We start from the raw sequence: 22,825 nt of genomic DNA on the forward strand, positions 1-22,825 counted from the left end.
ATGTTCCGGCGAAACGCGCTGCCCAGACGGGTGAATACCACGGCGATCAGGGGGAACACGGGCACCATGACGACCGATGAGGCACTGTTGGAGCTCGGCCGGGCCCTGCGTAGCGGCGGGTACCACTTCACCACCGTCACCCCGGCGACGCATGCCCGGGTGAACCGGCGGCCGGCCAACGCCGTGGCCCGTGACCTGCGCGACGTGTTCGGGTGGAGCCGGCCGTTTCACGCCGGGGTGCTGCCGGGCGACCTGCTGGACCTGTTGCGCGCCGCGGAGGCGGTCGAACAGGACGGTGAGCTGTGGCGCAGCCGGGTGCGTTTCTCCTCGTACGACGGCGAGCTGTTCGTCCACTCCGCCTTCCCGACCGAGGCGGCCGACTCGGTGTTCTTCGGACCGGACACGTACCGGATGGCGGACGCCGCCGCGGCGTACGTCCGGGACCGGGCCGAGCCGGTGACCCGGGCGGTGGACATCGGCTGCGGCACCGGGGCCGGCGCGATCGCGGTCGCCAAGCGCGCGCCCGGCGCGGAGGTGATCGCCGTGGACATCAACGACACCGCGCTGCGCTACGCCCGGATCAACGCCGCGCTGGCCGGAACCGACCGGGTGACGCCACGGCACAGCGACCTGCTCTCCGGCGTGGACGGCGACCTCGACCTGATCATCTCCAACCCGCCGTTCATGATCGACCCGGCGGGGCGGACGTACCGCGACGGCGGCGGGCCGGACGGCAACGACCTGTCGCTGCGGATCATCGACGCGGCGGCCGAGCGGCTGGCCCCGGGCGGCGCGCTGGTGCTGTTCAGCGGCACCGGCATCGTCGACGGGCAGGACCCGCTGCGGCAGGCGGCCGAGAAGCGGCTGTCCGAGACGGATCTGTCCTGGACCTACCGGGAGGTGGACCCGGACGTCTACGGCGAGGAGCTGGACGGCGACGCGTACGTCCGTGCCGAGCGGATCGCGGTGGTTCTGCTCACCGCCACCCGCGCGCGGTGAGGACGTTCGGGGTCGAGGAGGAGTTCCTGCTGCTCGACCTGCGTACCGGGGAGAACATGCCAGAGGCGGACAAGGTCGTCGCCGCCCTGCCGGAACCGATGCGCCGGCGCAGCCGCCGCGAGTTCCGGCCCAGCATGATGGAGATGGTCACCGACGTCTGCGTGGACAGCGGCGAGCTCGCGGCGCAGGTGCTGAGCGCCCGCCGGGCCGCGGCGGAGGCGGCCGAGGCGACCGGCGCGGCGCTGGTGGCGATCGGCGCCACCCCGGTCGCCGAACGGTTCCGGGAACCCGCCGACGACGAGCGGTTCCGCGCGATCGTGGCCCATTACGGCCCGGTCGCCCGGGACCCCGCGGTCTGCGGCTGTCACGTGCACGTCGGGGTGCCGGACCGGGCGCTCGCCGTGGAGGTGTGCACCCGGCTGCGCGGCTGGCTGCCGGTCGTCCAGGCGCTGGCCGCGAACTCACCGTGGTCCGCGGGCGCCGACACCGGGTACGCCAGCTGGCGCTGCGTGCAGCTGGAGCGCTGGCCGAGCCTGGGGCCGTGGCCGCACCTGCGGTCGGTCGAGGACTTCGAGCGGACCGTCGCCGCCCTGGTCTCCTCCGGCGCGATGATGGACGCCAGCATGGTGCTGTGGTGGGCCCGGCCGTCGGCGACGTTCCCGACCGTGGAGGTCCGGATCGCCGACGTCTGCCCGCGGGCTTGCGACACCGTGCTGGTCGCGGCGCTGGTCCGGGCCCTGGTCGACACCGCGGCCGCGGACGCGGCGGCCGGCGTGCCCGCGCCGGAGGTGTCCGATCCGCTGCTCGCCGCGGCGCACTTCAACGCCGCCCGCAGCGGCCTGGCCGGCACCCTGCTGGATCCGGCCACCGGGCGCTCCCGGCCGGCCTGGGAGCTGGTCGGCGAGCTGCTCGACCGGGTCACCCCGGCGCTGCGCCGGCACGGCGACCTGGACCTGGTGACCGCGGAGCTGACCCGGGTGCGCCGGGACGGCACCGGGGCGGCCCGGCAGCTCGCCGACGCCCGGACCGGCGGGTTGCTGAGCATGTTGGCGCGGCTGGCGGCCTCGACCGTGCGGTGACCCGCCGGTCGCGCCGGACCGGGGCGGCCGGCGGCTCAGCCACGCAGCGAGGACCGCCCGGCCGCCCACGCGTCGAGCACCGACTGCGCCCAGTGGTTGTCGACCGCCAGGGCGCACCGGGCGCCCCACAGCAGCTGCCCGGCGAGCTCGGGCTCCTCCCGGGCGAAGGTGCCGCACATGTCGTGCGCGGCGATCTGCTCGTGCACCGCGTCGGCCTCGACGTGCTCGTCGTAGAAGGCGGTCGCGTCCGGGTCGCCGCCGAGGCGGCGCAGGCCGTTGGCGTACGCCCGGTTCGGCAGCGAGGAGGTCATCTCGTAGGCGGCGAGGTGGCCCAGGATCGCGCCCCGGTTCGCCCGGCGCAGGCCGAACAGCGACATCAGGTTGTTGACCGCCAGGGTGCTCGCGGGTACGGACTCCACGTACGCTCCGTACGTCAGGTCCAGCCCGAACCAGGTCATGGTCTTCTTGAACAGCTCCTGGTGCATCCGGTCGGCGATCCCGCCGCCGTACTCGTCGGCCTGGATCTCGATCAGCGCGGCCTTGGCCCGCCCGCCCAGCCGGGGGATCGCCCAGCTGTGCGGGTCGGCCTCCCGCAGGTGGTAGACCGAACGGTGGGTGACGAACTCCCGGAACTGCTCGTGGGTGGCCCGGCCCCGCAGGTAACCGGAGAGCGACGGCCCGTCGTCGGCCGCGACGATCTCGGCGAGCGCGGCCGGCACCGTCGCCGGGTCGGCCGGGGCCGGCGGCTCGACCAGCTCGTCGAGCCAGGCACGGTAGCGCTCCTCCAGGGCGGCGCGCAGGCGCAGCAGGTCGAGGTCCCACTCCCAGGCGTCGTCGAGGCCGTCCCAGGAGCGGTAGGCCAGCTCGTAGCAGATGAACAGGGACAGCTGCAGGTCTTCGTGGTCGTCCGGGTCGGCGGTGACCGGGATCGCGGTGCCCAGGCCGCGAAGAGCGTCGACCAGGGCGCTGGAAAGAGATCCTCGCGGTGCCGGAAGTTTCATGGGGCCGCGAATTCCCGTTTGCGCGGCGGCGAAACGGAAACAACACCGGCCATGACATCGATCATCACCCCGTACGAGGACGGTCCCCTGATCGTGCGGGGCGACTTCGAGTTGCGTACGCCGGAGGGCGAACCGATCGATCCGGGCCGGGGCACCATCGCGCTGTGCCGGTGCGGCAAGTCCGCCGTCAAACCGTTCTGCGACGGCACGCACAAGGTGGTCCGGTTCAAGGCCGGCACCGGGCGGGACAGGCCGGCGCCGCGGTGAGCACACCGACGCCGCTGACTGCCGTGATGGCATGTCGGGCCCCACCATCGCGCTGCTGAGCAGCTATAATGGAGCAACTTCGGGTCACCTCGCCGGAGCCGAACGCGCCGAACCAACTCGCCGAAGATCAGATGGCCTCTCCGCGGTGCACTTCGTCCGCCTGCGATGCCTACGAGACCATCCCGGGAGTGATCCGATGACAGCCACGGTGGACGAGACCCGCACAGCCGAGGACGAGTTCGCCTGGGACGAGCCGGAGCCCGAGGCGCTCGCCCGGTCCCGGGCCGAGGCCAGTACCGTCACCTCCGCCGATCCGGTCCGCGCCTATCTGCGGGAGATCGGCCGCGTCCCGCTGCTCAACGCCGAGCAGGAGGTGGAGATCGCCAAGCGCATCGAGGCGGGGGTGTACGCCGGCGAGCTGCTGCGCGCCCACGACGCCGGCGAGACGCCGCTGACCGCCGAGCTGGCGCACGACCTGCGCCTGGTCTCCCGCGACGGGGAACGCGCCAAGAGCCACCTGCTGCAGGCGAACCTGCGTCTGGTGGTCAGCATCGCGAAACGCTACGCCGGGCGCAGCATGCCGTTCCTCGACCTGATCCAGGAGGGCAATGTCGGGCTGATCCGCGCCGTGGAGAAGTTCGACTACGTGCGCGGCTTCAAATTCTCCACCTACGCCACCTGGTGGATCCGTCAGGCCATCTCCCGGGCGACCGCCGACCAGGCGCGGACCATCCGGATCCCGGTGCACATGATCGAGCTGATCAACAAGCTGGTCCGGGTCCAGCGCGACTGCCTGCACGAGCTCGGCCGCGAGGCGACCGTCGCGGAGCTGGCCCGGCAGATGGACCTCACCCCGGAGAGGGTGCTGGAGATCCAGCAGCACGCCCGCGAGCCGATCTCGCTGGACCAGTCGATCGGCTCGGCCGGCGACACCGCGCAGATCGGCGACTTCATCGAGGACGAGGACGCGGTCGTCGCCCTCGACGCGGTCAGCCACAACCTGCTGCGCGACGAGCTGGAGATGATCCTGGCCACCCTCACCGACCGCGAGGCCGGCGTGGTACGGCTGCGATTCGGCCTCAGCGACGGCACCCCGCGCACGCTCGACGAGATCGGCCGGGTCTACGGCGTCACCCGGGAGCGGATCCGGCAGATCGAGGCGAAGACGATGTCGAAGCTGCGCCACCCGGCGCGTTCCCGGCTGCTGCGCGACTTCCTGGCCTGACCGGCTTGCTCCCGCCCGCTGCGCGACTTCCTGGCCTGACCGGCTTACTCCGGGCCGCTGCGCGACTTCCTCGCCTGCCCGGCGCCGCGCCGGGGACCCGGTCCGTGCCGGCCGGCGCCGACGCCACGCGGCCCGGACGCGCCCGGCGCGCCGCAGCCCCCGTGGATGACGGGCGGCCCGGCCCCGGAAGGACTACCGTGAAGACGCGGACAGCAGTCCGATCAGGCGTCGCGGCGCGGAAGCGGAAGATCCGCGACGTCCGCAATCACGACGTCAGGAACACCGTGACCGGCCTTCCGCTGTGGCAGTCCCGCATCGCCGAGCAGGGTGACACCAGCACCGTGACCCTCGCCGGTGAGCTGGACCTGGCCGCCGCCGACGAGCTGCGGGAGATGCTGACCGCGCGGATCGACCGCCCCGACGTACGGATCGTCGTCGTCGACATCGCCGCGGTGGACTTCCTCGACTCGGCCGCCCTCGGCGCGCTGCTGCTGGCCTACCGGCACGCGGCCGACAACGACTGCGAGTTCGTGGTCACCGGCGCCGCCCGCGGCGTCCGCCGGCTCATGGAGATCGCCGGCGTCCACGGGATCCTGGCCGGCACCGAGCCGGTTCCGGGCGACTAGTACCGCGACGGCCCCCGGCACAGCGCGTGGCGCGGCGTTCGTGGTGGCCGGGGCGGGCTCGGCGCCGGCCTCCGGACGGCGACGACCGGGCCGCGCTCCTCGGCACGTCCGTCCAGGAGACGTCGATCGTTGTGCGGGCTCCGTTCATGGACGGTCATGGTGCAGACGGTCAGGTCGGCGTGGCCGGGCGAGCGGGCTCGTAGGTGTACAGCCATGCGGTCGCCCTCTCGTAGAAGAGCGGCACGAACACGCGCATCCCAGCGGCCTGGAGTTTCCGCTTGAGCGGGCCGGCCTTCTTGATGCCGCGGTTGTCCTCCGCCGCGGCGAGGAGCTTCGCGATGCGGGGCCGCCGCGCGGCATCGTACGCCCTCAGGGCCGCGGGGACCGTCGGCTCCGCCCGGACCGCGGCGGCGATGGTGACGGCGTCCTCGATGGCCATCGAGGCGCCCTGTCCCGCGCCGACCGGATGAGCGGCGTCGCCGATCAGCACGAGGCGGTCGCTGTGCCAGGTCCGCACCGGATCGAGCGCGTGGAAGATGACCGGCGGGTGCAGGCGGGTCGTGGCCGCGATGACCGTCGACGCGACCGCCTCCCGTCGATAGAGCTCGGCGGTACGGTGCAGCCACTCGGCATCGTCGACCCCGTGGCGGTCCGGTTCGACCGGCTCGGCGATCTGCGCCTGCCACCACACCTCACCGTCGCCGGCGGCCAGGTGGAGGAACGCGCCGTTGCGGGCGAAGGTCATGTTGAACACCCCGGCCTGCACGCCGTCCATCCGGGACACGCCGGAGACCGCGTAGAGTCCGGCGTACCCGGGCGTGGGCGCGGCCGGGTCGAGCAGGCCGCGCACCGTCGACCAGAGGCCGTCGGCCCCCACCAGCATGTCGGCACGGTCGCGACGGCCGCTGGCGAACTCGGCGGCCACGCCGTCGGTGGTCTCCGTGACGCCGACGACCCGCTCGCCGGTGATGATCCGGGCGCCGGCCGCGACGGCCGCCTCCCGCAACGCCGCCACCAGACGCCCGCGCATCAGCGTGATGCTGTGCAGTGGGTCCGTGCCGCGCCGGCCCCGCGGCACGTCGCCGAGCAGATGGCCGTTCGCGGACCACATCCGCTGCCGCGGTACGTCGACACCCGCCGCCCGGACCGCTGCGAGGCAGCCGAGCAGGTCCAGGCCGCGCAGTCCGTTGCCGGCCAGGCTGACGAACGAGCCGACGTCGCCGGCCGGGTCCGCATACGTCTCGTAGACGGTGGCGTCGACCCCGGCCCGGCGTAGCGCCAGCGCCGCCGCCGAGCCCGCGACACCGCCGCCGACGATGATCGTCCGCATCTCCCACGCTCCCTGAACACCGATCCACCGAATGGCAATTCAGTGAATCATAAGTCACTGAACGCAAATTCGGTGAACTCGTGTTCGCCTACGATGGTCGAAGACACCCGATCCTGGAGGGACCTCCCGTGCCTCGGCCCACAGCCGCCACCGCGAAAGCGGGCACCCGCAAGGCGCAGGCTGCCCAGACGCGCGCCGCCCTACTGGCCGCCGCCCGCCGTCTCTTCAGCGAACGCGGCTACCTGAACACCAAGATCACCGACATAACGGCGGCCGCAGGACGCTCCACCGGCTCGTTCTACGAGCACTTCGCGGACAAGGAGGGGCTCCTGCGGGCGCTCACCGACGAGAGGGAAGCCGCGGCTGACGCCGACCTCGCCCAGCAGGACCACCCGGACGACCACGATCTGACCGACCGCGCCCAGCTGCGGGAGCACATCGCCATCGCCTGGACGGTGATGCGCGAGCACCGCGCGGTCACCGTGGCCCAGCTGCAGTCGACGATCGCCGCCGATCCCCGCTCCGACCGGGCCTGGCGGGACCTGATCGACCAGACCACCATCCTGCGTGAGCATCTGGACCACCTGCGCGGGCAGGGCCACCGGTTGCCGGGCGAGCCCGAACTGATCGCCGCCGCCATCGGCGCCATGCTCGGGATGCTCGGCTACGCCGCCCCGGCCGGCGACGACGACCGCGTCGTCGATTCCCTCACCGACCTGCTGCTGCACGGCCTCGCCGGCCCCCGGTAACCGGGCGGACGGTCTGGCCGCGCCAGGACTCTCGCCCGGCGTCCGGTGCCGGCCACGGGTTCCGCGTCACCATGACCGGCGCGCAGCGCCCGTGCGCACCGTCACACCCCGCCAGCACTGTCGGCTTCCCCGGTGACGTCTCGCCGGCCCGGCGGCATCACGCCACGCCGCAGCCGCAAGCCCGGCCCGGGGTCAGCGCCCGAGCACCGCCCGCCAGTGCCGCTGCCGCTCGGCGGCGCCGGTCAGCACGCAGTCGCCGCAGGTGCCGCCGCCCGGGATGCGGTAGTAGAGGCAGCAGTTGCGGCGGACCAGGAACCAGCGCTCCCGCCCCGGATCGGGCCGGACCAGGTCGGCGCTCGCGTGCAGCGGCGCGCGCCGCAGGAGCGCCTCGACGATCTGTGCGCTGCGGGCGGCGTGCTCCGGCAGATTGTCGGCGATCATGCCGGCGGCGCCGCCCAGCGCGGACGCCACGTTGCCCCACAGCACCCGCGGCGACACCGCGAACCGGCTGCCGAACGCCTCGAGCAGCGGCTGCACCAGCGGAATCGTCGCGGCGTCGATGAGCCGTTCGGCGACCACCTCGGCCGGCAGGCCGGCGCACCGGATCGCGGTCAGCTCGCCGAACGCGATCGGGACCGGGCCGGCCGGCGCGGGCCGCCACCACAGCCGGTCACCGCCGGGCAGCGGCAGCGCGCCCCCGGCGGTCGCCGCGGCCAGCAGCGGGGACAGCAGCCGGGAGGCCAGCCCCAGGAAGGTGATCGAGGCGGACTCCCGCACGCCGATGGCGTCGTGGTCGAGACCGGACATCCGGACCAGGGTGTCCCGCGCCGTGGCGACCCGCTCGGCGATCGCCGGCTCGTCCCACAGCTGCGGCAGCGGCCGCCAGGCCGGGTCGCCGTCCCACGGCTGCCAGGCGAAGTACGGCCCGAGCCGCCCGGCGGCGCGCAACGCGTCCGCGGCGTTCACCGTGGGCTCCACCCCGGACTCCTCCGCACACACGACCGTCGACACCTCCAGGCGAACCCTATCGGGTACGACCTCGTGGCCCCGCCCGCAGGCCGCAGCCGAGCCCCGGGACGGTCCCGCGCGGGAGCGGCGGTGCGCGCGGTCGCGGCCGCGCGCCACGGCCCGCGCCGGCCACCGCGTTGCGGTCCGGTGGGCGGCGGGCGTCGCGCGGGACAGGCCGGGGCCCGGCCTCCGGCCTGCGGGCGGGGCCACGAGGTCGTACCGGGAAGGGGTGTGCGATGCTCGGCGGGGCGGAGCGCGCGCGGGTTAATGTGGATCAATGACTTCCGCATCCGCAGCGCTGCCCGGCGAGCTCCGCGACCTGATCGGGGCCGGTCCGCTGGCGCATCTGACCACCATCAACAGCGACGGCAGCCCGCAGGTCTCGGTGATCTGGATCGGACTGGACGGTGACGAGCTGGTGAGCGGCCACCTGGGCTGGTACGCCAAGTTGCGCAACATCGAACGGGACCCGCGGGTGGTGCTGTCCTTCGACGCTCCGCGCACGCCCGGGGTGGTGATGGCCGAGCATGTCATCCTGCGGGCCACCGCCTCGATCGAGCCGAGCGACGACACCTGGGATCTGCTGAACCGCCTGCACAAGGTGTATGTGGACGCGTCCGGTGAGTTCCCGGCGCCGCGCAAGCCCGGCTGGATCGTCCGCTACCGCGTCGAGCGCATCGGTGGTGTCGGCCCCTGGGCGTCCTGACCGCTTCCCGCGCCGGGCGGCCTCGGCGATCCGGCGGGGGAGCGCGGGCCGGCGTCGGACGCGGGGCGCGGGCCGGCGTCGGGCGCGGGGCGCGGGCCGGCGTCGGGCGCGGACGTGGCGCGCGGGCGGTTGGGTCAGCCGGCCGTCGCCAGGTAGAACACCGCGATCAGCACGGCCAGGACGCCCAGCAGCAGGCGCAGTCCGGTCTCGGGCAGGTGGCGCTGCAGCCGCGCGCCGAGGTAGCCGCCGACGAGCCCACCCGCCCCGCACAGCAGGCCGACCGTCCACTGCGGCGCGATGTCGCCGGCGGTGGCCAGGGCGAGCACGCCGTAGGCGCCGGCGCCGACGACGGAGGTGACGAAGGTGGCGGCCAGCGCGGCCGGCGCGATCCGGGTCATCGGGGTGCCCCGGCCGGCCAGGACCGGGCCCAGGATGGAGCCGCCGCCGATGCCGTAGACGCCGCCGACGGCGCCGGTGGCCAGGCTCAGCGCCAGGATCGTGCGCCGCGACAGCGGCGGCCGGTCGGGCCGGCCGGGACGCAGCGCGCGGACGCAGAGCCAGCCGCCCAGCGGCAGCAGGATCGCGGCCGCGACGAGCCGGAACACCCGCGGCCCCGGGATGGCGAAGACCCGGATCAGCGCCCCGGCGAGCACACCGGGCACGGTGCCGGCGATCAGCAGCCGGGCCAGCGACCCGGTGAGCTGGCCACCGCGGCGGTAGCGCAGCAGCGCGCCGGGGCCGGCGACGACGTTGAACAGCAGGTTGGTCGGGGTGACCGCCGGGTTCGGCACGTGCAGGACGCTGAGCTGGACGGGCAGCAGGAACACCGCTCCGGACACGCCGACCGGCGAGGTGACGGTCGAGATGAGGAGCCCGGCGCCGAAGGCGGTCAGCCAGGTCTGCATGACCGGACAACCTACGGGACCGGCCGGCGCGGCGGCTGCCCGGCCTGGTGTTCGGCGGCGGCGGCAACCGCGCGACGCGCCCGCCGCGGGTGCGGTCCGTGCCGCGGGTGGGCTCCATGCCGCGGGTGCGTTCCGTGCGGCGGGTGCGTTCCGTGCCGCGGGTGCGTTTTCGTGCCGGGGGTCGGCTCCGGGTCTCAGCCGGCCAGCCCGGCCTTGACGGCGCGGGTGACGTCGTCGGCGAGGATCTCCGGCACGCCGGCCGCGACGCCGTCCAGGGCGAGCCGCGCCACCACGGCCGGATCGATCTTCTGCTCGTCCGCGACGGCGGCCGCCATGTCGGTGTCCATGTAACCCACGTGCAGGGCGGACACCGTGATGCCGCGTGGCGCGAGCTGCTCGCGTACCGCGTCGGTGAGTGCCCAGGCGGCGGCCTTGGCCGCGGTGTACGCCCCCAGCGCGCCCGGGTGGTACCAGGAGAGCACCGAGAGCACGTTGAGGATCGCGCCGCCGCCGTTGCCCTCGATCACCGGTGCGAACGCGCGGGTGGTGGTCAGTGTGCCGAAGTAGTGGGTCTCCATCTCCAGCCGGATCAGCTCCAGGTCGCCGCCGATGAGTGGCTGCCCGGTGCCGGAGCCGGCGTTGTTGATCAGGAGGGTGACGTCCGGCGCGGCCTGGACCGCGCGTTCCACCGAGGCCGGATCGGTGACGTCGACGCGCACCGCGATGGCGCCGGGCAGGTCCACCGAGTCCGGGTTGCGGGCGCCGGCGTACACCTTCGCGCCGCGCTCGAGCAGCTGGGCGGCGAAGTGGCGGCCGAGGCCGCGGTTGGCGCCGGTGACGAGGACTACCGCGTGATCGAGTTCCATGGGTTTAGATTACGCTCATAATCCAAAACCGCGACGGTGATAGATGACACACGTAATCTAAGAGGGTGTCAGTGCCGCGGCTCGTTCCCGCACCGCGGCCCGGAACGCGGCCAGCGCCGGCGCCTGCGGCCCCTGCCGGGTCACCACGACCAGCCGGCGCCCCACACGCGCCTCGGCGACGTCCCGCACCGCCAGCGCCGGATCGGCGCCGGGCAGCGACAGGCACGGCAGCAGCGCGACGGCGCCCGTGCTGCGTACCAGCTCCAGCTGCACCTCGGCGTCGTAGGCCAGATGCCGAAGGTCCGGTTCGTAACCGCCGAGAGCGCGGCAGGTGCCGACGACCATGGCGTGGTGGCCGGTGCCCTCGCTGGAGGCCGCCCACACCGCGGCGCGCAGCCCGGCGATCGGCACCGGGCCGCCGTCTTCGGCCAGCGGGTGCGCCGCCGGCAGCACCAGCCGCAGCGGCTCCCGGAACACCACCTCGAAGACCAGCCCGTCCGGGCGGGGGCGGGGGTGGCCGTCGTACTCGTCGCTGACGATCAGGTCGACCGCGCCGAGCCGCAGCTCCGGCAGCGCCTGCTCGAGTTCCAGCTCGCGCACCTCGACGCGTACCCGGGGGTGCTCGGCCAGCATCCGCGCCACGGCCGGCACCAGCAGGCGGCGGGCCGCCGACTGCAGGCCACCCACCCGTACCGTGCCGCGCACCTCGTCGTGCAGCGCGGCCAGATCGGCGCTCGCCGCCTCGGCGGTGGCCAGCAGCACGCGGGCGTGTCCGGCCAGCAGCGCCCCGGCGTCGGTCAGCCGGACCCCGCGGCCGGCCCTCTCGAACAGCCGGGCGCCGGCCTCCCGCTCCAGCACCGCCAGCTGCTGCGACACCGCGGACGGGCTGTAGCCGAGCGCGGCGGCGACCGCGCCCAGCGTGCCGCGCTCCTGGAGCTCGCGGAGGAACCGCAGCCGCCGCAGATCGAACTCCACCATGCACAAATCCTAATGAATCCCGTCCACAAATCGTCACTGGACGTGAACGGTCCGGCGCTCGATGCTCTTGTCGTATGGGACCACTGCTCTGCCTGCTGTCCGCGGCCGCCTTCGGCGCGATGGCCGTCTTCGGCAAACTCGCCTTCCAGGCCGGGGTCACCCCCGGCACGCTGCTGCTGGTGCGCTTCACCCTGGCCGCGGCGATCCTCGCCGCGTTCCACCGGGCCCGGCCCGGCGCCACCGGCCGCATCCCGGCCCGCACCGTGGCCACCGCGCTGGGTCTGGGCGTCTTCGGGTACGCCGTGCAGGCCGGTCTCTACTTCGCCGCCCTGCGCCGGATGGACGCCTCGCTGCTCGCGCTGATCTTCTACGTCTACCCGCTGCTGGTGACCGTGGCCGCCGTGCTGCTCGGCCGGGACCGGCTGACCCCGCGGCGGCGGGCCGCGCTGGCCGCCGCCTCCGGCGGGACGCTGCTGGTCCTGCTCGGCGCCGGCGAACTGGACTTCGACGTGGTCGGCGCGCTGATGGCGTTCGGCTGCGCGCTGACCTACACGGGGTACATCCTGGTCTCCGACACGGTCGTGCACCGGGTGCCCCCGGTGCTGCTGTCCGCGCTGGTGATGGCCGGGGCGGCGGCCGGGCAGGCGGTCTACGCCCCACTGGCCGGACAGGTGGATCTCGGCTTCCGCCCGGCGGGGTGGTTCTGGCTGGCGTGCATCGTGATGGTGTCCACCGTGCTCGCGATGTTCACCTTCCTGGCCGGCCTGCGGCGTACCGGGCCGTCGGTCGCGGCGATCCTGTCCACCTTCGAGCCGGTGGTCACCGCCGCCCTGGCCGCGGTGGTCCTGCGCGAGTCGCTGACCCCGCTGCAGTACGCCGGCGCGGTGCTCGTGCTCTGCTCCGCCGTCGTGCTGCAACTGCGGTCGGCGAGCTCGGCCCCGGCCGGGAGCACGACCGGGACAAGCTGGTGGCGGCCGGCGACGGGCAGCCGGCGCCGCGCTTCGACGACCGCTACCCGGCGCTGAGGTCCCGCCACGGCGCGCTGAGCGACGCCGCTGACCGGGCTCAGCGTCCGGGTCGGGTGGCCGGCGTTGGGCGCCGGCGGCCCGCTTCGTCACCGCGCCGTACGCCGTCCACGCCGCGATGAAGGGCGCCGTCGAGGTGCTGGCCCGGTACGGGGCCGCGGAGCTCGGCGCCCGGGGCATCACCGTCACCACCATCGCCCCCGGACCGGTCGCCACCGACGTCGCCGGCGGCCACGTCCGCGACGACCAGGAGGTCCGGCGGGTGATGAGCGGCCTGACGGCGTTCGGCCGGACCGCCACCGCCGCCGACCTCGGTCCGCTCGTCGCGCGCTGCGGGGCGAGCGCACCGGCCGGCGCATCGAAGCCAGCGGTGGCTTCCGGCTCCGAGACGGCCACAGCCGGCCGGTCGGCGGGGCGGGACGGGGCTCAGCCGGCCTGCGCCAGCAGTTCGCGGCAGCGGGCCAGGAGCCGCTCGTCCCGGTCGATCTCCGGCGCCGGCAGCCCGTGACGGCCGCCGTTGTGGCGCAGCGCCGTGCCCAGCTCCGCCCGTGCGTACCGGCCCGCGTACCGGGCGTCGCCGGTCTCCACCCACAGCCGGGCGATCCGAGGGCGCAGCCGCGGCGCCGACTCCCAGACCGGGCCCAGCGTGCGGGCCGCGTTCCGGTCCGCGGTGATCCGCCACAGCGCGCCGGCGATGGCGACCACCACCGCGGCGTCGGTCCGGCCCCGCATCCGCGCCGCCAGGTGCCGGGACCGGCCGGCGACCCGCACGCCCAGCCGGCCCAGCCCGTCGATGGCGGCCACGGCGTGCTCGACGCCGGTGTAGCGCGGATCGAAGTACCGGTCGTAGACCGCCGCGGCGGCCTCCGCGTCCCCGGCGACCTGCCAGATCGCGTCGGCCGCGGCCAGCTCCAGGTCCGGGTCGCCGCCGGTCAGGGCGGCGCGGATGGCCGGCGCGCGGCCGGCGGCCGCGCGCCCCGCCCGGGCCAGCAGCCGCAGCGTGGTCACGTCGATCGGCTCCCGCACCAGGTGGTCGGCCGCCTCGTCCGGGGCGACCGCGGTCAGCGCGTGCAGCAGGCCCGCACGCTGTGCCTCGTGTCCGGCGGGCAGGGCGCGCAGCCGCCGCCGCAGCGTGCGGCTCAGGCCGTGGGCGCGCACGCCGTACCCGGCGATGCGCTGGTGCAGGCCGGCCGTGTCCGGCGCCTCGTCCAGCAGCCGGTGCAGCACCGGCAGGACACGCTCGTCGCGCAGCGCGGACAGCAGGTGCACCGCCGGGCCGAGCACCGGCCCCGGCGTGCCCTCGGCGATCCAGGTCACCGGACCGTCGTGCGGGCGGATCCGCCGCTGCACCCGGGGCAGAGCGGCCCACACCGCGTCGGCGGCCGGCCGGGCCAGCTCACCGATGCCGTGCAACAGCCGTAGCGCCGCCGCCCGCACCTGCGGGTCCGTGTCGTGCAGCAGCGCGGCGGCCCGTGTCACCAGCGCGGTGTACCGGCCGCGCAGCCGCTGCGCCAGCGCCAGCGCCTGGTGCAGCCCGTCGTGCCGGGCGTCGCGGGCGTCCAGGTCCAGCATCCGTTCCAGCAGGTCCAGCTGGGCGTCCACGTCGTTGCGGTAGGCCGCCCGCACCGCGCTCACCACCTGCGGGTATCCGGGCGTCCACTGCCGCGCCGCCATCCGCTGCCCGCTGCGCAGCGGCGCGATCACGTCGTCCACCGGCTCCGGCTCGCGGTTCAACCCCTCCCGGTACGCGGCCAGCACCGTGTCCCGGGCCGTCTCCACGTCGAACGGCGGCGGGTCGGCCAGCGCCATCAGCTCGGTCAGCGCGGTGATGCGGACCCGCAGGTCGGCGTCGCTGTCGGCGACCCACGCCAGCCACCGTTTGGTCGGCTGGTAGCCGCTGCCGACCGCCCCGGTCAGCACGCTGCTGCACAGCAGGGTCACCCGTACCGCCGGGTCCGGCTCGTCGACGTACCGCTGCCGGAGCAGGCCGGGCAGCGCCGGCGTCAGGCGGGCGACGGCGCGCACGGTGTAGGCGGCGGCCTCCCGTACCCGCGGATCGGTGTCGGTCAGCAGCCCGGTCAGCCCGGCGTACCCGGCCAGCACCCGCTTGGCCCGCAGCGTCTGCCCGGACATCTGCCACGTCCGGTCCGCGCCGGCCAGGTCACCGGCCAGCCGCAGCAGCCGCTCCCGGTCCGGCCGCGCCGGGTCGGCGACCAGGCCCAGCAGCACCGGCAGGGCCGCCACCACCCACGGCCGGACGTCCGCGCCGTCCGGCGCCAGCCGGTACAGCTGTCCGATTGCGGTGCTGCCGGCGGCCGCGTCGCCGCCGGCGAGACCGGACAGGAGCCGGCGTACGGCCGGGCCGTGCTCCAGCGACGACCAGTCGGCATCGTGCGCGGCGGCGAGCGGCGCCTCGGTCTCCGTCATGCCGTAGATCATGGATGCCCGGGCCGCCGCCGGCCACCGGGGGACCACCCGGTCCAGCGCATCGGCCACCCGATCGGGCGGGTTCGCCGGCGCCGGGGCGGTACCGGGCTTGTGTCCCGGTACCGCCGGGTGCTCAGCTGTGTTCGACGTCAGCTGTGCTCGACGGCGGCCTGCTGCACCGGCAGGGCGGCCACGTACCGTCGCATGAAGGCGTCGAAGCCGGCGACGTCGGCCGGGTCCGGGTCGACGGTGTCCAGCTGGGCGCCGGCGAACACCGAGGTGTTCAGGAAGTCGTCCAGGCTCTGGCCGGGGGTGCGGGTGCGGTGGAAGGCGGCGAGCACCGCGATGCCCCACGCGCCGCCCTCGGCGGCGAGGTTCCCGACCGAGACCGGGGTGTCGATGGCGGCGGCCAGCAGGCGCTGGGCCACCCCCTCGGTCTTGAACAGGCCGCCGTGCGCGAACATCCGGTCCAGCCGGACCGACTCGGCCTTCTGCAGCACGTCCATGCCGATCCGCAGGGTGGCCAGCGCGGAGTACAGCTGGGTCCGCATGAACGTGGCCAGGTTGAGCGAGCTGCCCGGCTCGCGCAGGAACATCGGCCGGCCCTCGTGCAACCGGGTGATCGGCTCGCCGGACAGGTAGTTGAACGCCATCAGCCCGCCGCCGTCGGCAGCGCCGTCGAGCGCGGACCGGAACAGCGTCTCGAAGATGGTCGAGCTGTCCCGCTCCACCCCCAGCGCCGCGGCGAACTCGGCGAACAGCCCGGCCCACGAGTTCAGCTCGCTGGCGCCGTTGTTGCAGTGCACCATCGCGACCAGGTCCCCGGCCGGGGTGGTGACCAGGTCGATCTCCGGGTGCACCCGGCTCAGCTCGCCGTCGAGCACGATCATCGCGAAGATGCTGGTGCCCGCGCTGATGTTGCCGGTCCGCCGGGCGACCGAGTTGGTGGCCACCATGCCGGTGCCGGCGTCGCCCTCCGGCGGGCACATCGCGACGCCGGGCTGCAGCACCCCGCTGGGGTCGAGCAGCCGTGCCCCGGCCTCGGTCAGGGTGCCGGCCGGCTCACCGGCGGGCAGGACGGCGGGCAGCAGGTCGGCCAGTTTCAGCGGCAGTCCGCGCCCGGCCACCAGGTCGTCGAACTGGCCCAGCATCCGGGTGTCGTAGCCGCCGGTGGCGATGTCGATGGGGAACATGCCGCTGGCGTCACCGGTGCCGAGCACCTGCCGGCCGGTCAGTTTCCAGTGCACGTAGCCGGCCAGGGTGGTCAGGTGGGCGAGCCGGCCCAGGTGTTCCTCGCCGTTGAGCACCGCCTGGTACAGGTGGGCGATGCTCCAGCGGTGCGGGATGTTGTAACCGAACAGCTCGCTGAGCTGCTCGGCGGCCTCGCCGGTGTTGGTGTTGCGCCAGGTGCGGAACGGGGTGAGCAGCTCGCCGTCGGCGTCGAAGGCGAGGTAGCCGTGCATCATCGCGGAGACGCCCAGGGCGCCGGTGGTCCGCAGCTCGGTCCCGTAACGCTGCTTCACGTCGGCGGCCAGCGCGGCGAAGCAGGCCTGCAGCCCGGACCAGACCGCCTCCAGCGAGTACGTCCAGGTCCGATCGACGAACTGGTTCTCCCAGTCGTGGCTGCCGACCGCGATCGCCGCGTGGTCGGGGCCGGTCAGCACGGCCTTGATCCGGGTCGAGCCCAACTCGATCCCGAGAGCGGTGCGGCCCTGGTCGATCACTTCGCGCATGTCGGCCGGCGGCCGTGCAACCGTGTCAGTCATCGTCATGTTGTACCTCAGCCGCGATGCGCGCCGAGCCCACCCCACGGCGGACGGGAAAAAGGTGCCCTAGCGCACCCGGAAGACCGATTCGCCGGGGGCCGCCGAGGTGCCTTCCGCCTCTGGCGGCCACCCCTCGACGGCACCCTCCGGCTCATCGCCGCGCCGGGGCCGGTCCGTCCCGATGACGGCGGGCCCGGCCGCGGCGGGGCGGGGGCTCAGGCGGCCACCCGGTCCAGCAGCCGGTCGCAGAAGGCCGGCAGGTCGTCCGGCTTGCGGCTGGTGATCAGCGAGCCGTCCACGTGGACCTCCTCGTCGACCCAGGTGGCGCCGGCGTTCTTCACGTCGGTGCGCAGGCTGGGCCAGCTGGTCAGGGTGCGGCCGTCGACGACCCCGGCCTCGACCAGCGTCCACGGGCCGTGGCAGATCGCGGCGACCGGCTTGCCGGTGGCGACGAAGTCACGCACGAACCGGACGGCGCTCGCGTCGGCGCGCAGGAAGTCCGGGTTGGCGACGCCGCCGGGCAGCACCAGCGCGTCGTACTCGGCGACGCGGGCGTCGCGGACCAGCTTGTCCACCGGGTACGTGCCCGCCTTGTCCATGTGGTTGACGGCCTGGATGGCGCCGTCCTTGATCGAGAGCAGCTCGGCGGTGCCGCCGGCGTTCTCCACCGCCTTGCGCGGCTCGGTGTACTCGACCTCCTCCACGCCGTCGGTGGCGAGGAAGGCGATCCGCTTACCGGAGATCGATGTAGCCATGATGGATGGTTCCTCCCGCTGTTGGGCTTTTTCGGGCACCCGATCCGGTGCCCCCGGCGCGGCCGGGTAAACGCGGCGGGAATGCATCGGACATCACGGTCGCGGACGGGCGTGCTGGACCCGCCCGGGTGCGCCGGTCGCGGAGATCGTCCGCACCCGGCACGCCGCCGCCTACCTGATCGACCTGGCCACCCCGGAGGACGCCGGGACGCGGTGACCGGCCGAGCGGTGCGTCCGCGAAGGGGCGTCCCGAGCGTGGGTTGCAGCTGGATAGCACTGACTTTTCGAGGTCGCCGCTTTTCCGGGCCGCCGCGCTCATGGCGCGCCGTTCCGGCCCGAAAGGGGGGACACGAAGCGGCACCGGGTCGCTCTCATCGGAAACGGGGCGACGAATGTTCGGCGCGCGCAATTCGCAGAAGGTCGCGACACTTCACGACGAGCTCGCCGAGGCCGCGACCGACGTGGAGGCGGTCACCGAGGTCGTGCGGGCGATGGAGCGGGCGAGCTCGCCGGAGGCCGCCATCGGCACCGCGCTGCGGCTGGTGCGCGAGCGTTTCGGATGGGAGTACAGCTCGTACTGGCAGCTGGACGCCGCGACCCGGACACTGCGCTTCGCCCAGGAGAGCGGCCGGGTCAACGACGAGTTCCGGAAGGTGACGCTGGAGGCCACGTTCGCCGAGGGCGTGGGCCTGTCCGGGCGGGCCTGGCGTACCCGGGACCTGGTCTTCGTGCGCAACCTCGCCGACGTCACCGACTGTGTGCGGGCGCCGGCCGCGCTGCGCGCCGGGGTACGCAGCGGCATCTGCTTCCCGATCATCGAGAGCGGCGCGGTCGTCGGCACCATGGACTTCTTCGCCACGGCGGAGATGCACCCGACGGGCAACCGGCTGTCGGTCCTCCGGGCGATCGGGGTGCTGGTCTCCGGGGCGCTGGTGCGGCTGCGCGAGACGATTCAGCAGGAGAAGGCGGCGCAGGACGTGGAGGCGGTCTCCACCGTGATCCGTCAGATGACCCAGGCGACGAGCCGGGATGAGGCGCTGCGGTCGGCGCTGGAGACCATCCGCAAGGAGTTCGACTGGCAGTACGGGTCCTTCTGGCACCTCGACGAGGAGGCCGAGGTGCTGCGGTTCGCCCTGGAGTCCGGCGACGCCGGCGCGGAGTTCCGGCGGGTCACGACGACCGCGTCGTTCGCCCGCGGCGTGGGGCTGTCCGGTCGCGCCTGGCAGCGGGGTGACCTGGTCTTCGTGGAGGACCTCGGCGAGCTGACCGACTGCGTGCGCCGCCCGGCCGCGCAGGCGGTGGGCGTCCGGTCGGGGGTGTGCCTGCCCATCCGGGTCGGCGGCCGGATCGTCGGCACGATGGACTTCTTCGCCACCCGGACGCTGATCATGTACCCGGGCCGGGAGAGCGCCCTGCGCAACACCGCCTTCCTGGTCGGTCAGGCGCTGGAACGGTTCGTCTCGGCCCAGCAGCTGCACAGCGCCGGCCGGGAGCTGCTGGAGTCGATCGGCGAGGTGGAACGCAACGTCAGTTCCGCCTCCACCGTGGCCGCGCGGGGCGAGGAGCTCACCGTGGAGGCCAACGAGCAGGTGGCCGCCCTGGGCCGGGCCAGCGCCGAGATCAGCAACGTGGTCCGCGACATCCAGAGCATCGCGGCGCAGACCAAGCTGCTCGCCCTCAACGCGACGATCGAGGCGGCCCGGGCGGGCGAGTCCGGCAAGGGCTTCGCGGTCGTCGCCGGCGAGGTCAAGGAGCTGTCCACCGAGACGGAGCGGGCCACCGACGAGGTCAGCGCGAGGGTCAGCGCCATCCAGGCGGCGGTCGACGCGGTCACCGCGTCGCTGGCCCAGATCCACACCGCGGTGGAGGAGATCAACCACACCCAGGAACTGATCGGCGCGGTCCTCAAGGATCAGGTCGCGGTCACCGGCGCGATCCTCGTCTGAGCCGCCGGCCGGCCCGGCTCACCGCTCCCGCGTGACCGCCACGATCGCGGCGTGCGGCCGGTTGGCGCCGTCGGCGGGCCGGCGCCCGCGCTCCACCTCGATGAACCCGGCTCCGCGCAACCGCTCGGAGAACTCGTCGGCCGGCCAGCGGTAGGCCGTCGTGACCTTGTGGTCGAACGGGCCGGCCACGTCGCCGTCGACGAAGCCGGCCACCAGCGTGCCGCCCGGGGCGAGCACCCGCCGGAACTCGGCCAGGGCGCCGTCGAGGTCCGGCGGCGGCAGATGGATCAGCGAGTACCAGGCGAGGATCCCGCCGATCGTGTGGTCCCCGGCGTCGAGCGCGGTCATCGACCCGAGGCGGTAGTCACCGTCCGGGTGGGCCGCCCGGGCGTGGGCGATGAACTCGGGAACCATGTCGATCCCGGTCGCGTCGACGCCGAGCGACCGGAGATGCCCGGTCAGGTGGCCGGGCCCGCAGCCGAGGTCGAGCACCCGGCCCGGCCGGATCGACAGGTGGCGCCCGATCAGGGCGAGGTCGTCGGCGTGCACCTGAGCGGTCGAGCCGAACAGTTCGATGTAGAGGCCGGCGACCGCGGAGTAGCCGTCCCGTACCCGCTCGGAGTCCATCAGGTGACTGTACGGACCGGTCCGCCCGGCGCCGGTCACCGGGCGCGGCGATCCGGGCGGCGTGCTTGCCGATCCGGGCCCGGTCTGCTCGACTGTGCTGGGCACGCCGGGCCGCCACCGGGCGGTCCGCCGGTCCTGACGACGCGAGGGCCGCGGGGCCTTACCCACGCGCCGCGCCGCGCGCAGACGGCACCCCACCGGGTCCGTCCTGGAGGGAGCCGACATGTCCGCCGCCCGCCGCTTCGCCCGGCTCAGCACGGCGCAGCCGCCGCGAAACCCCGGACTGCTGCTGCACCGGGCGATCGTGCTCGGTGGCGGCGTGGCCGGGCTGATGGCGGCCCGGGTGCTCAGCGACCACGCCGCACAGGTGCTGATCGTCGAGCCGGACGACCTGGTGGCGCTGGACGTGCCGGACGAGCGGCTCGCCGCCGACCCGGCCGGCGCGGCCGTCCCGCGGCCCGGGGTGCCGCAGGGCAGTCAGGTGCACGCGCTGCTGGCGGCCGGGCAGATCCAGCTCGAACGCTGGTTCCCCGGCTTCGTGCGGGAGGCGGTCGCGGCCGGTGCGGTGATCGCCCCGCCCGGCGCCACCCGCCTCTACCTGGACGGCCGGTTGCGGGTGAACCCGCCGGGCGGGGTGGCCGGGCGGTCGCTCAGCTCCAGCCGGCCGTTCCTGGAGGCGCTGCTGCGGCACCGGGTGCTGCGGCTGCCCCGGGTCCGTACCGTGCCGGGGCGGGCCGAGGGTCTGCTGACCGGCGGCGGCGCGGTGACCGGCGTCCGCTACCGCCCGGCCGGGTCCGCCGGCACCGTGGACGAGCCGGCGGACTTCGTGGTGGATGCCACCGGACGCGCCAGCCGGTTGGGCGACTGGCTGGTCGCGGCCGGTTTCCCGCGTCCGGCGACGCGCCGCGTGGGCATCCGGCTCAACTACGCGACCGCGCTGTTCCCGCGCCCGGCGGACACCGCGGTGTGGACGTGCGTCTCGATCGCCGGCCCGGGGCCGGGCCGGACGGCGCGGATCGGCGGCTTCACCCCGATCGAGGGGGACCGCTGGATGATGCTGGTGTCCGGGTACGCCGGCGACCGGCCCGGGCGCGACCCCGGCGAGTTCCGCGAGCGGTGCGTGCGCGACTTCCCGGCCGAGTTCGCCGCGGTCGCGACGGCGGCCGCGCCGATCGGCGGGGTGGTCACCTACCACCAGGCCGACAGCCGGCGCCGGGACTTCGAGCTGGACCGCTTCCCGGCCCGCCTGATCGCCGCCGGCGATGCGGTGGCCTCTTTCAACCCGGTGTACGGCCAGGGCATGACCGCGGCGATGCTGCACGCGTCCGGCCTCTCGGAGTACCTGCGCGGCCGGCCGGACCTGAGCCGCCCGGCCCGCTCCTACTTCGCCGACGTGCGGGTGGTCGTCGATGCGGCCTGGCAGGTGTCGGCCACCGCCGATCTGGCGCTGCCGCACGTGGACGGGCCGTACCCGCCCGGGTACCGGGCGATGCGCCGGGTCAGCCGGCTGATCGCCGAGGCGGCGGCGCGTGACCCGGCGGTGAACCGCCGGGTCGGCCGGGTGACCGCGATGCTGGCACACCCGAGCTCGCTGAGCGGCCCCGGTCTCCTGCTGCGCGCGCTGGCGGCGGCCGCCCGCCGCTGACCGGACGCGTCGGGCGCCGGTTCGCCGGTGTGTGGCTCAGCGTCGGCGGGTGGTTCGACGGTGTGTGGCTCAGTGCCCGGCGGGTGGTTCGCCGGTGTGTGGTTCAGTGCCCGGCGGCTGGTTCGCCGGTGTGTGGTTCAGTGCCCGGCGGCTGGTTCGCCGGTGTGTGGTTCAGTGCCCGGCCGCCGGTCCGACGGTGTGTGGCTCAGTGCCCGGCGGCTGGTTCGCCGCGCGGCTCAACGTCGGCCGCCCGGTGGGTGCCGGGGACGGCCCGCAGGGCGATGTCGACGGTGGCGTGCAGGCGGGCCCGGTCGACGCCGGCCGCGGCGTGCACGGCGTTGCCCTCGCTGACGACCATGACGTAGCGGGCCAGCGCCGCCGCGTCGGTGCCGGCCGGCAGGTCGCCCTCGCGGACGGCGCGGGCGAGGCGGTCGGCCAGGGCGGCCTCGCCGGCGAGCCGGCTGGCCGCGAGGCACTTCGCGGCGCTGCCGCCGTCGCTGCCGGCGGCCAGGCCGCCCTGGACGGACAGGCATCCGCGCGGGCGGTCGGCCCGGGTGAGCGCGTCGGCGTTGGCCCGCAGGAAGCTCTCGATCACCGCGTACGCCGTGGGCTGCGCGAGCGCCTCGCGTGCGTACGCCATGTCGGCCTCGGCGTAGCGGGCCACCGCGCGACGGAACAGCTGCTCCTTGTTGCCGTACGCGGCGTACATGCTGGGCCGGCTGATCCCCATCGCGTCGGTGAGGTCGGTCAGCGAGGCGCCCTCGTAGCCGTGGCGCCAGAACACCTCGACGGCCCGGTCGAGGGCGGTGTCGGCGTCGAACGCCCGGGGCCGGCCGCGCTCGCGCGTCTTCTCCGCCATGAGTGCCTCCGTGGATCGTGACGCACGTCATCTTAA

The 22,825-nt window shown here is 74.6% G+C and carries 21 protein-coding genes and 1 pseudogene; 11 read left to right on the forward strand and 11 right to left on the reverse strand.

Annotation, left to right across the window (positions count from 1 at the left end; translation table 11 throughout):
* The first annotated feature begins 66 nt into the window (after positions 1 to 66).
* Together ACTEI_RS14140 and ACTEI_RS14145 are read left to right on the forward strand one after the other, a co-directional pair.
* Positions 67 to 999: a methyltransferase gene (locus ACTEI_RS14140; protein WP_122978086.1), complete on the forward strand. Its 933-nt coding sequence runs from the start codon at positions 67 to 69 to the stop codon at positions 997 to 999.
* Positions 996 to 2,078 (forward strand): carboxylate-amine ligase, encoded by a 1,083-nt coding sequence (locus ACTEI_RS14145; protein WP_122978087.1) that lies wholly within the window; start codon positions 996 to 998, stop codon positions 2,076 to 2,078. Before ACTEI_RS14140 ends, ACTEI_RS14145 begins: the two co-directional genes overlap by 4 nt.
* 35 nt (positions 2,079 to 2,113) lie before the next feature.
* Here the strand turns inward: ACTEI_RS14145 and ACTEI_RS14150 are convergent, their stop codons facing one another.
* Positions 2,114 to 3,079: an iron-containing redox enzyme family protein gene (locus ACTEI_RS14150; protein ID WP_122978088.1), complete on the reverse strand. Its 966-nt coding sequence runs from the start codon at positions 3,077 to 3,079 to the stop codon at positions 2,114 to 2,116.
* Positions 3,080 to 3,130: 51 nt separating this feature from the next.
* On the opposite strand from ACTEI_RS14150, the gene ACTEI_RS38300 reads away from it, so the two are divergent.
* The 3 genes and pseudogenes from ACTEI_RS38300 (at position 3,131) to ACTEI_RS36965 (ending at position 5,197) form a co-directional block, all read left to right on the forward strand.
* A complete protein-coding gene (locus ACTEI_RS38300; protein WP_122978089.1) occupies positions 3,131 to 3,346 on the forward strand; it encodes a CDGSH iron-sulfur domain-containing protein in 216 nt (71 codons plus the stop codon).
* A gap of 232 nt (positions 3,347 to 3,578) precedes the next feature.
* A pseudogene (locus ACTEI_RS14160) lies at positions 3,579 to 4,571 on the forward strand (RNA polymerase sigma factor); the annotation flags it as partial.
* Between the two features lie 284 nt (positions 4,572 to 4,855).
* Positions 4,856 to 5,197, forward strand: a complete 342-nt coding sequence (locus ACTEI_RS36965; RefSeq protein ID WP_164465945.1) for an STAS domain-containing protein — start codon at positions 4,856 to 4,858, stop codon at positions 5,195 to 5,197.
* A 169-nt stretch (positions 5,198 to 5,366) separates the two neighbouring features.
* On the opposite strand, the gene ACTEI_RS14170 is transcribed toward ACTEI_RS36965, so the two are convergent.
* Positions 5,367 to 6,527, reverse strand: coding sequence for an FAD-dependent oxidoreductase (locus tag ACTEI_RS14170; RefSeq protein ID WP_122978092.1), 1,161 nt, complete (start codon positions 6,525 to 6,527; stop codon positions 5,367 to 5,369).
* Positions 6,528 to 6,655: 128 nt separating this feature from the next.
* Here ACTEI_RS14170 and ACTEI_RS14175 point away from each other — a divergent pair, with 128 nt between their 5' ends.
* Positions 6,656 to 7,276 carry a TetR/AcrR family transcriptional regulator gene (locus ACTEI_RS14175; protein WP_122978093.1) on the forward strand — a complete coding sequence of 207 codons (621 nt, stop codon included), beginning with the start codon at positions 6,656 to 6,658 and terminating at the stop codon, positions 7,274 to 7,276.
* Between the two features lie 192 nt (positions 7,277 to 7,468).
* Here the strand turns inward: ACTEI_RS14175 and ACTEI_RS14180 are convergent, their stop codons facing one another.
* Complete coding sequence (locus ACTEI_RS14180; RefSeq protein ID WP_239082633.1) at positions 7,469 to 8,287, reverse strand: (2Fe-2S)-binding protein; 819 nt, start codon at positions 8,285 to 8,287, stop codon at positions 7,469 to 7,471.
* 274 nt (positions 8,288 to 8,561) lie between these two features.
* Between ACTEI_RS14180 and ACTEI_RS14185 the strand changes: the two genes are divergently transcribed.
* A complete protein-coding gene (locus ACTEI_RS14185) occupies positions 8,562 to 8,990 on the forward strand; it encodes a PPOX class F420-dependent oxidoreductase (protein ID WP_122978094.1) in 429 nt (142 codons plus the stop codon).
* Positions 8,991 to 9,124: 134 nt separating this feature from the next.
* Here ACTEI_RS14185 and ACTEI_RS14195 read toward each other — a convergent pair whose 3' ends face one another.
* The 3 genes from ACTEI_RS14195 to ACTEI_RS14210 all read right to left on the reverse strand — a co-directional run bounded on the left by ACTEI_RS14195 (position 9,125) and on the right by ACTEI_RS14210 (position 11,739).
* Positions 9,125 to 9,895: a sulfite exporter TauE/SafE family protein gene (locus tag ACTEI_RS14195; RefSeq protein WP_122978095.1), complete on the reverse strand. Its 771-nt coding sequence runs from the start codon at positions 9,893 to 9,895 to the stop codon at positions 9,125 to 9,127.
* A gap of 194 nt (positions 9,896 to 10,089) precedes the next feature.
* Positions 10,090 to 10,761 (reverse strand): SDR family oxidoreductase, encoded by a 672-nt coding sequence (locus ACTEI_RS14205; RefSeq protein ID WP_122978097.1) that lies wholly within the window; start codon positions 10,759 to 10,761, stop codon positions 10,090 to 10,092.
* A gap of 57 nt (positions 10,762 to 10,818) precedes the next feature.
* Positions 10,819 to 11,739 carry a LysR family transcriptional regulator gene (locus ACTEI_RS14210; protein ID WP_122978098.1) on the reverse strand — a complete coding sequence of 307 codons (921 nt, stop codon included), beginning with the start codon at positions 11,737 to 11,739 and terminating at the stop codon, positions 10,819 to 10,821.
* Positions 11,740 to 11,813: 74 nt separating this feature from the next.
* Between ACTEI_RS14210 and ACTEI_RS14215 the strand changes: the two genes are divergently transcribed.
* Together ACTEI_RS14215 and ACTEI_RS39330 are read left to right on the forward strand one after the other, a co-directional pair.
* Positions 11,814 to 12,764: a DMT family transporter gene (locus ACTEI_RS14215; RefSeq protein ID WP_122978099.1), complete on the forward strand. Its 951-nt coding sequence runs from the start codon at positions 11,814 to 11,816 to the stop codon at positions 12,762 to 12,764.
* Positions 12,765 to 12,882: 118 nt separating this feature from the next.
* Positions 12,883 to 13,272 (forward strand): SDR family oxidoreductase, encoded by a 390-nt coding sequence (locus tag ACTEI_RS39330; protein WP_203723785.1) that lies wholly within the window; start codon positions 12,883 to 12,885, stop codon positions 13,270 to 13,272.
* Here ACTEI_RS39330 and ACTEI_RS37760 read toward each other — a convergent pair.
* The 3 genes from ACTEI_RS37760 to ACTEI_RS14230 form a co-directional block, all read right to left on the reverse strand.
* Positions 13,191 to 15,191 carry a hypothetical protein gene (locus ACTEI_RS37760; RefSeq protein ID WP_203723784.1) on the reverse strand — a complete coding sequence of 667 codons (2,001 nt, stop codon included), beginning with the start codon at positions 15,189 to 15,191 and terminating at the stop codon, positions 13,191 to 13,193. The genes ACTEI_RS39330 and ACTEI_RS37760 overlap by 82 nt on opposite strands.
* A gap of 149 nt (positions 15,192 to 15,340) precedes the next feature.
* Positions 15,341 to 16,957 (reverse strand): xylulokinase, encoded by a 1,617-nt coding sequence (locus tag ACTEI_RS14225; protein WP_239082632.1) that lies wholly within the window; start codon positions 16,955 to 16,957, stop codon positions 15,341 to 15,343.
* Between the two features lie 215 nt (positions 16,958 to 17,172).
* Complete coding sequence (locus ACTEI_RS14230; protein ID WP_122978101.1) at positions 17,173 to 17,712, reverse strand: type 1 glutamine amidotransferase domain-containing protein; 540 nt, start codon at positions 17,710 to 17,712, stop codon at positions 17,173 to 17,175.
* A 392-nt stretch (positions 17,713 to 18,104) separates the two neighbouring features.
* Between ACTEI_RS14230 and ACTEI_RS38950 the strand changes: the two genes are divergently transcribed.
* Positions 18,105 to 19,658: a GAF domain-containing protein gene (locus tag ACTEI_RS38950; protein ID WP_122978102.1), complete on the forward strand. Its 1,554-nt coding sequence runs from the start codon at positions 18,105 to 18,107 to the stop codon at positions 19,656 to 19,658.
* An 18-nt stretch (positions 19,659 to 19,676) separates the two neighbouring features.
* Here the strand turns inward: ACTEI_RS38950 and ACTEI_RS14240 are convergent, their stop codons facing one another.
* Positions 19,677 to 20,285: a class I SAM-dependent methyltransferase gene (locus ACTEI_RS14240; RefSeq protein WP_122982138.1), complete on the reverse strand. Its 609-nt coding sequence runs from the start codon at positions 20,283 to 20,285 to the stop codon at positions 19,677 to 19,679.
* A 223-nt stretch (positions 20,286 to 20,508) separates the two neighbouring features.
* Between ACTEI_RS14240 and ACTEI_RS14245 the strand changes: the two genes are divergently transcribed.
* Complete coding sequence (locus tag ACTEI_RS14245; protein ID WP_122978103.1) at positions 20,509 to 21,930, forward strand: FAD-dependent oxidoreductase; 1,422 nt, start codon at positions 20,509 to 20,511, stop codon at positions 21,928 to 21,930.
* A gap of 205 nt (positions 21,931 to 22,135) precedes the next feature.
* Here the strand turns inward: ACTEI_RS14245 and ACTEI_RS14250 are convergent, their stop codons facing one another.
* Positions 22,136 to 22,789, reverse strand: a complete 654-nt coding sequence (locus tag ACTEI_RS14250; RefSeq protein WP_122978104.1) for a TetR/AcrR family transcriptional regulator — start codon at positions 22,787 to 22,789, stop codon at positions 22,136 to 22,138.
* Positions 22,790 to 22,825 lie beyond the last annotated feature (36 nt).

This window comes from Actinoplanes teichomyceticus ATCC 31121 (genome assembly GCF_003711105.1).
Lineage (GTDB): Bacteria > Actinomycetota > Actinomycetes > Mycobacteriales > Micromonosporaceae > Actinoplanes > Actinoplanes teichomyceticus.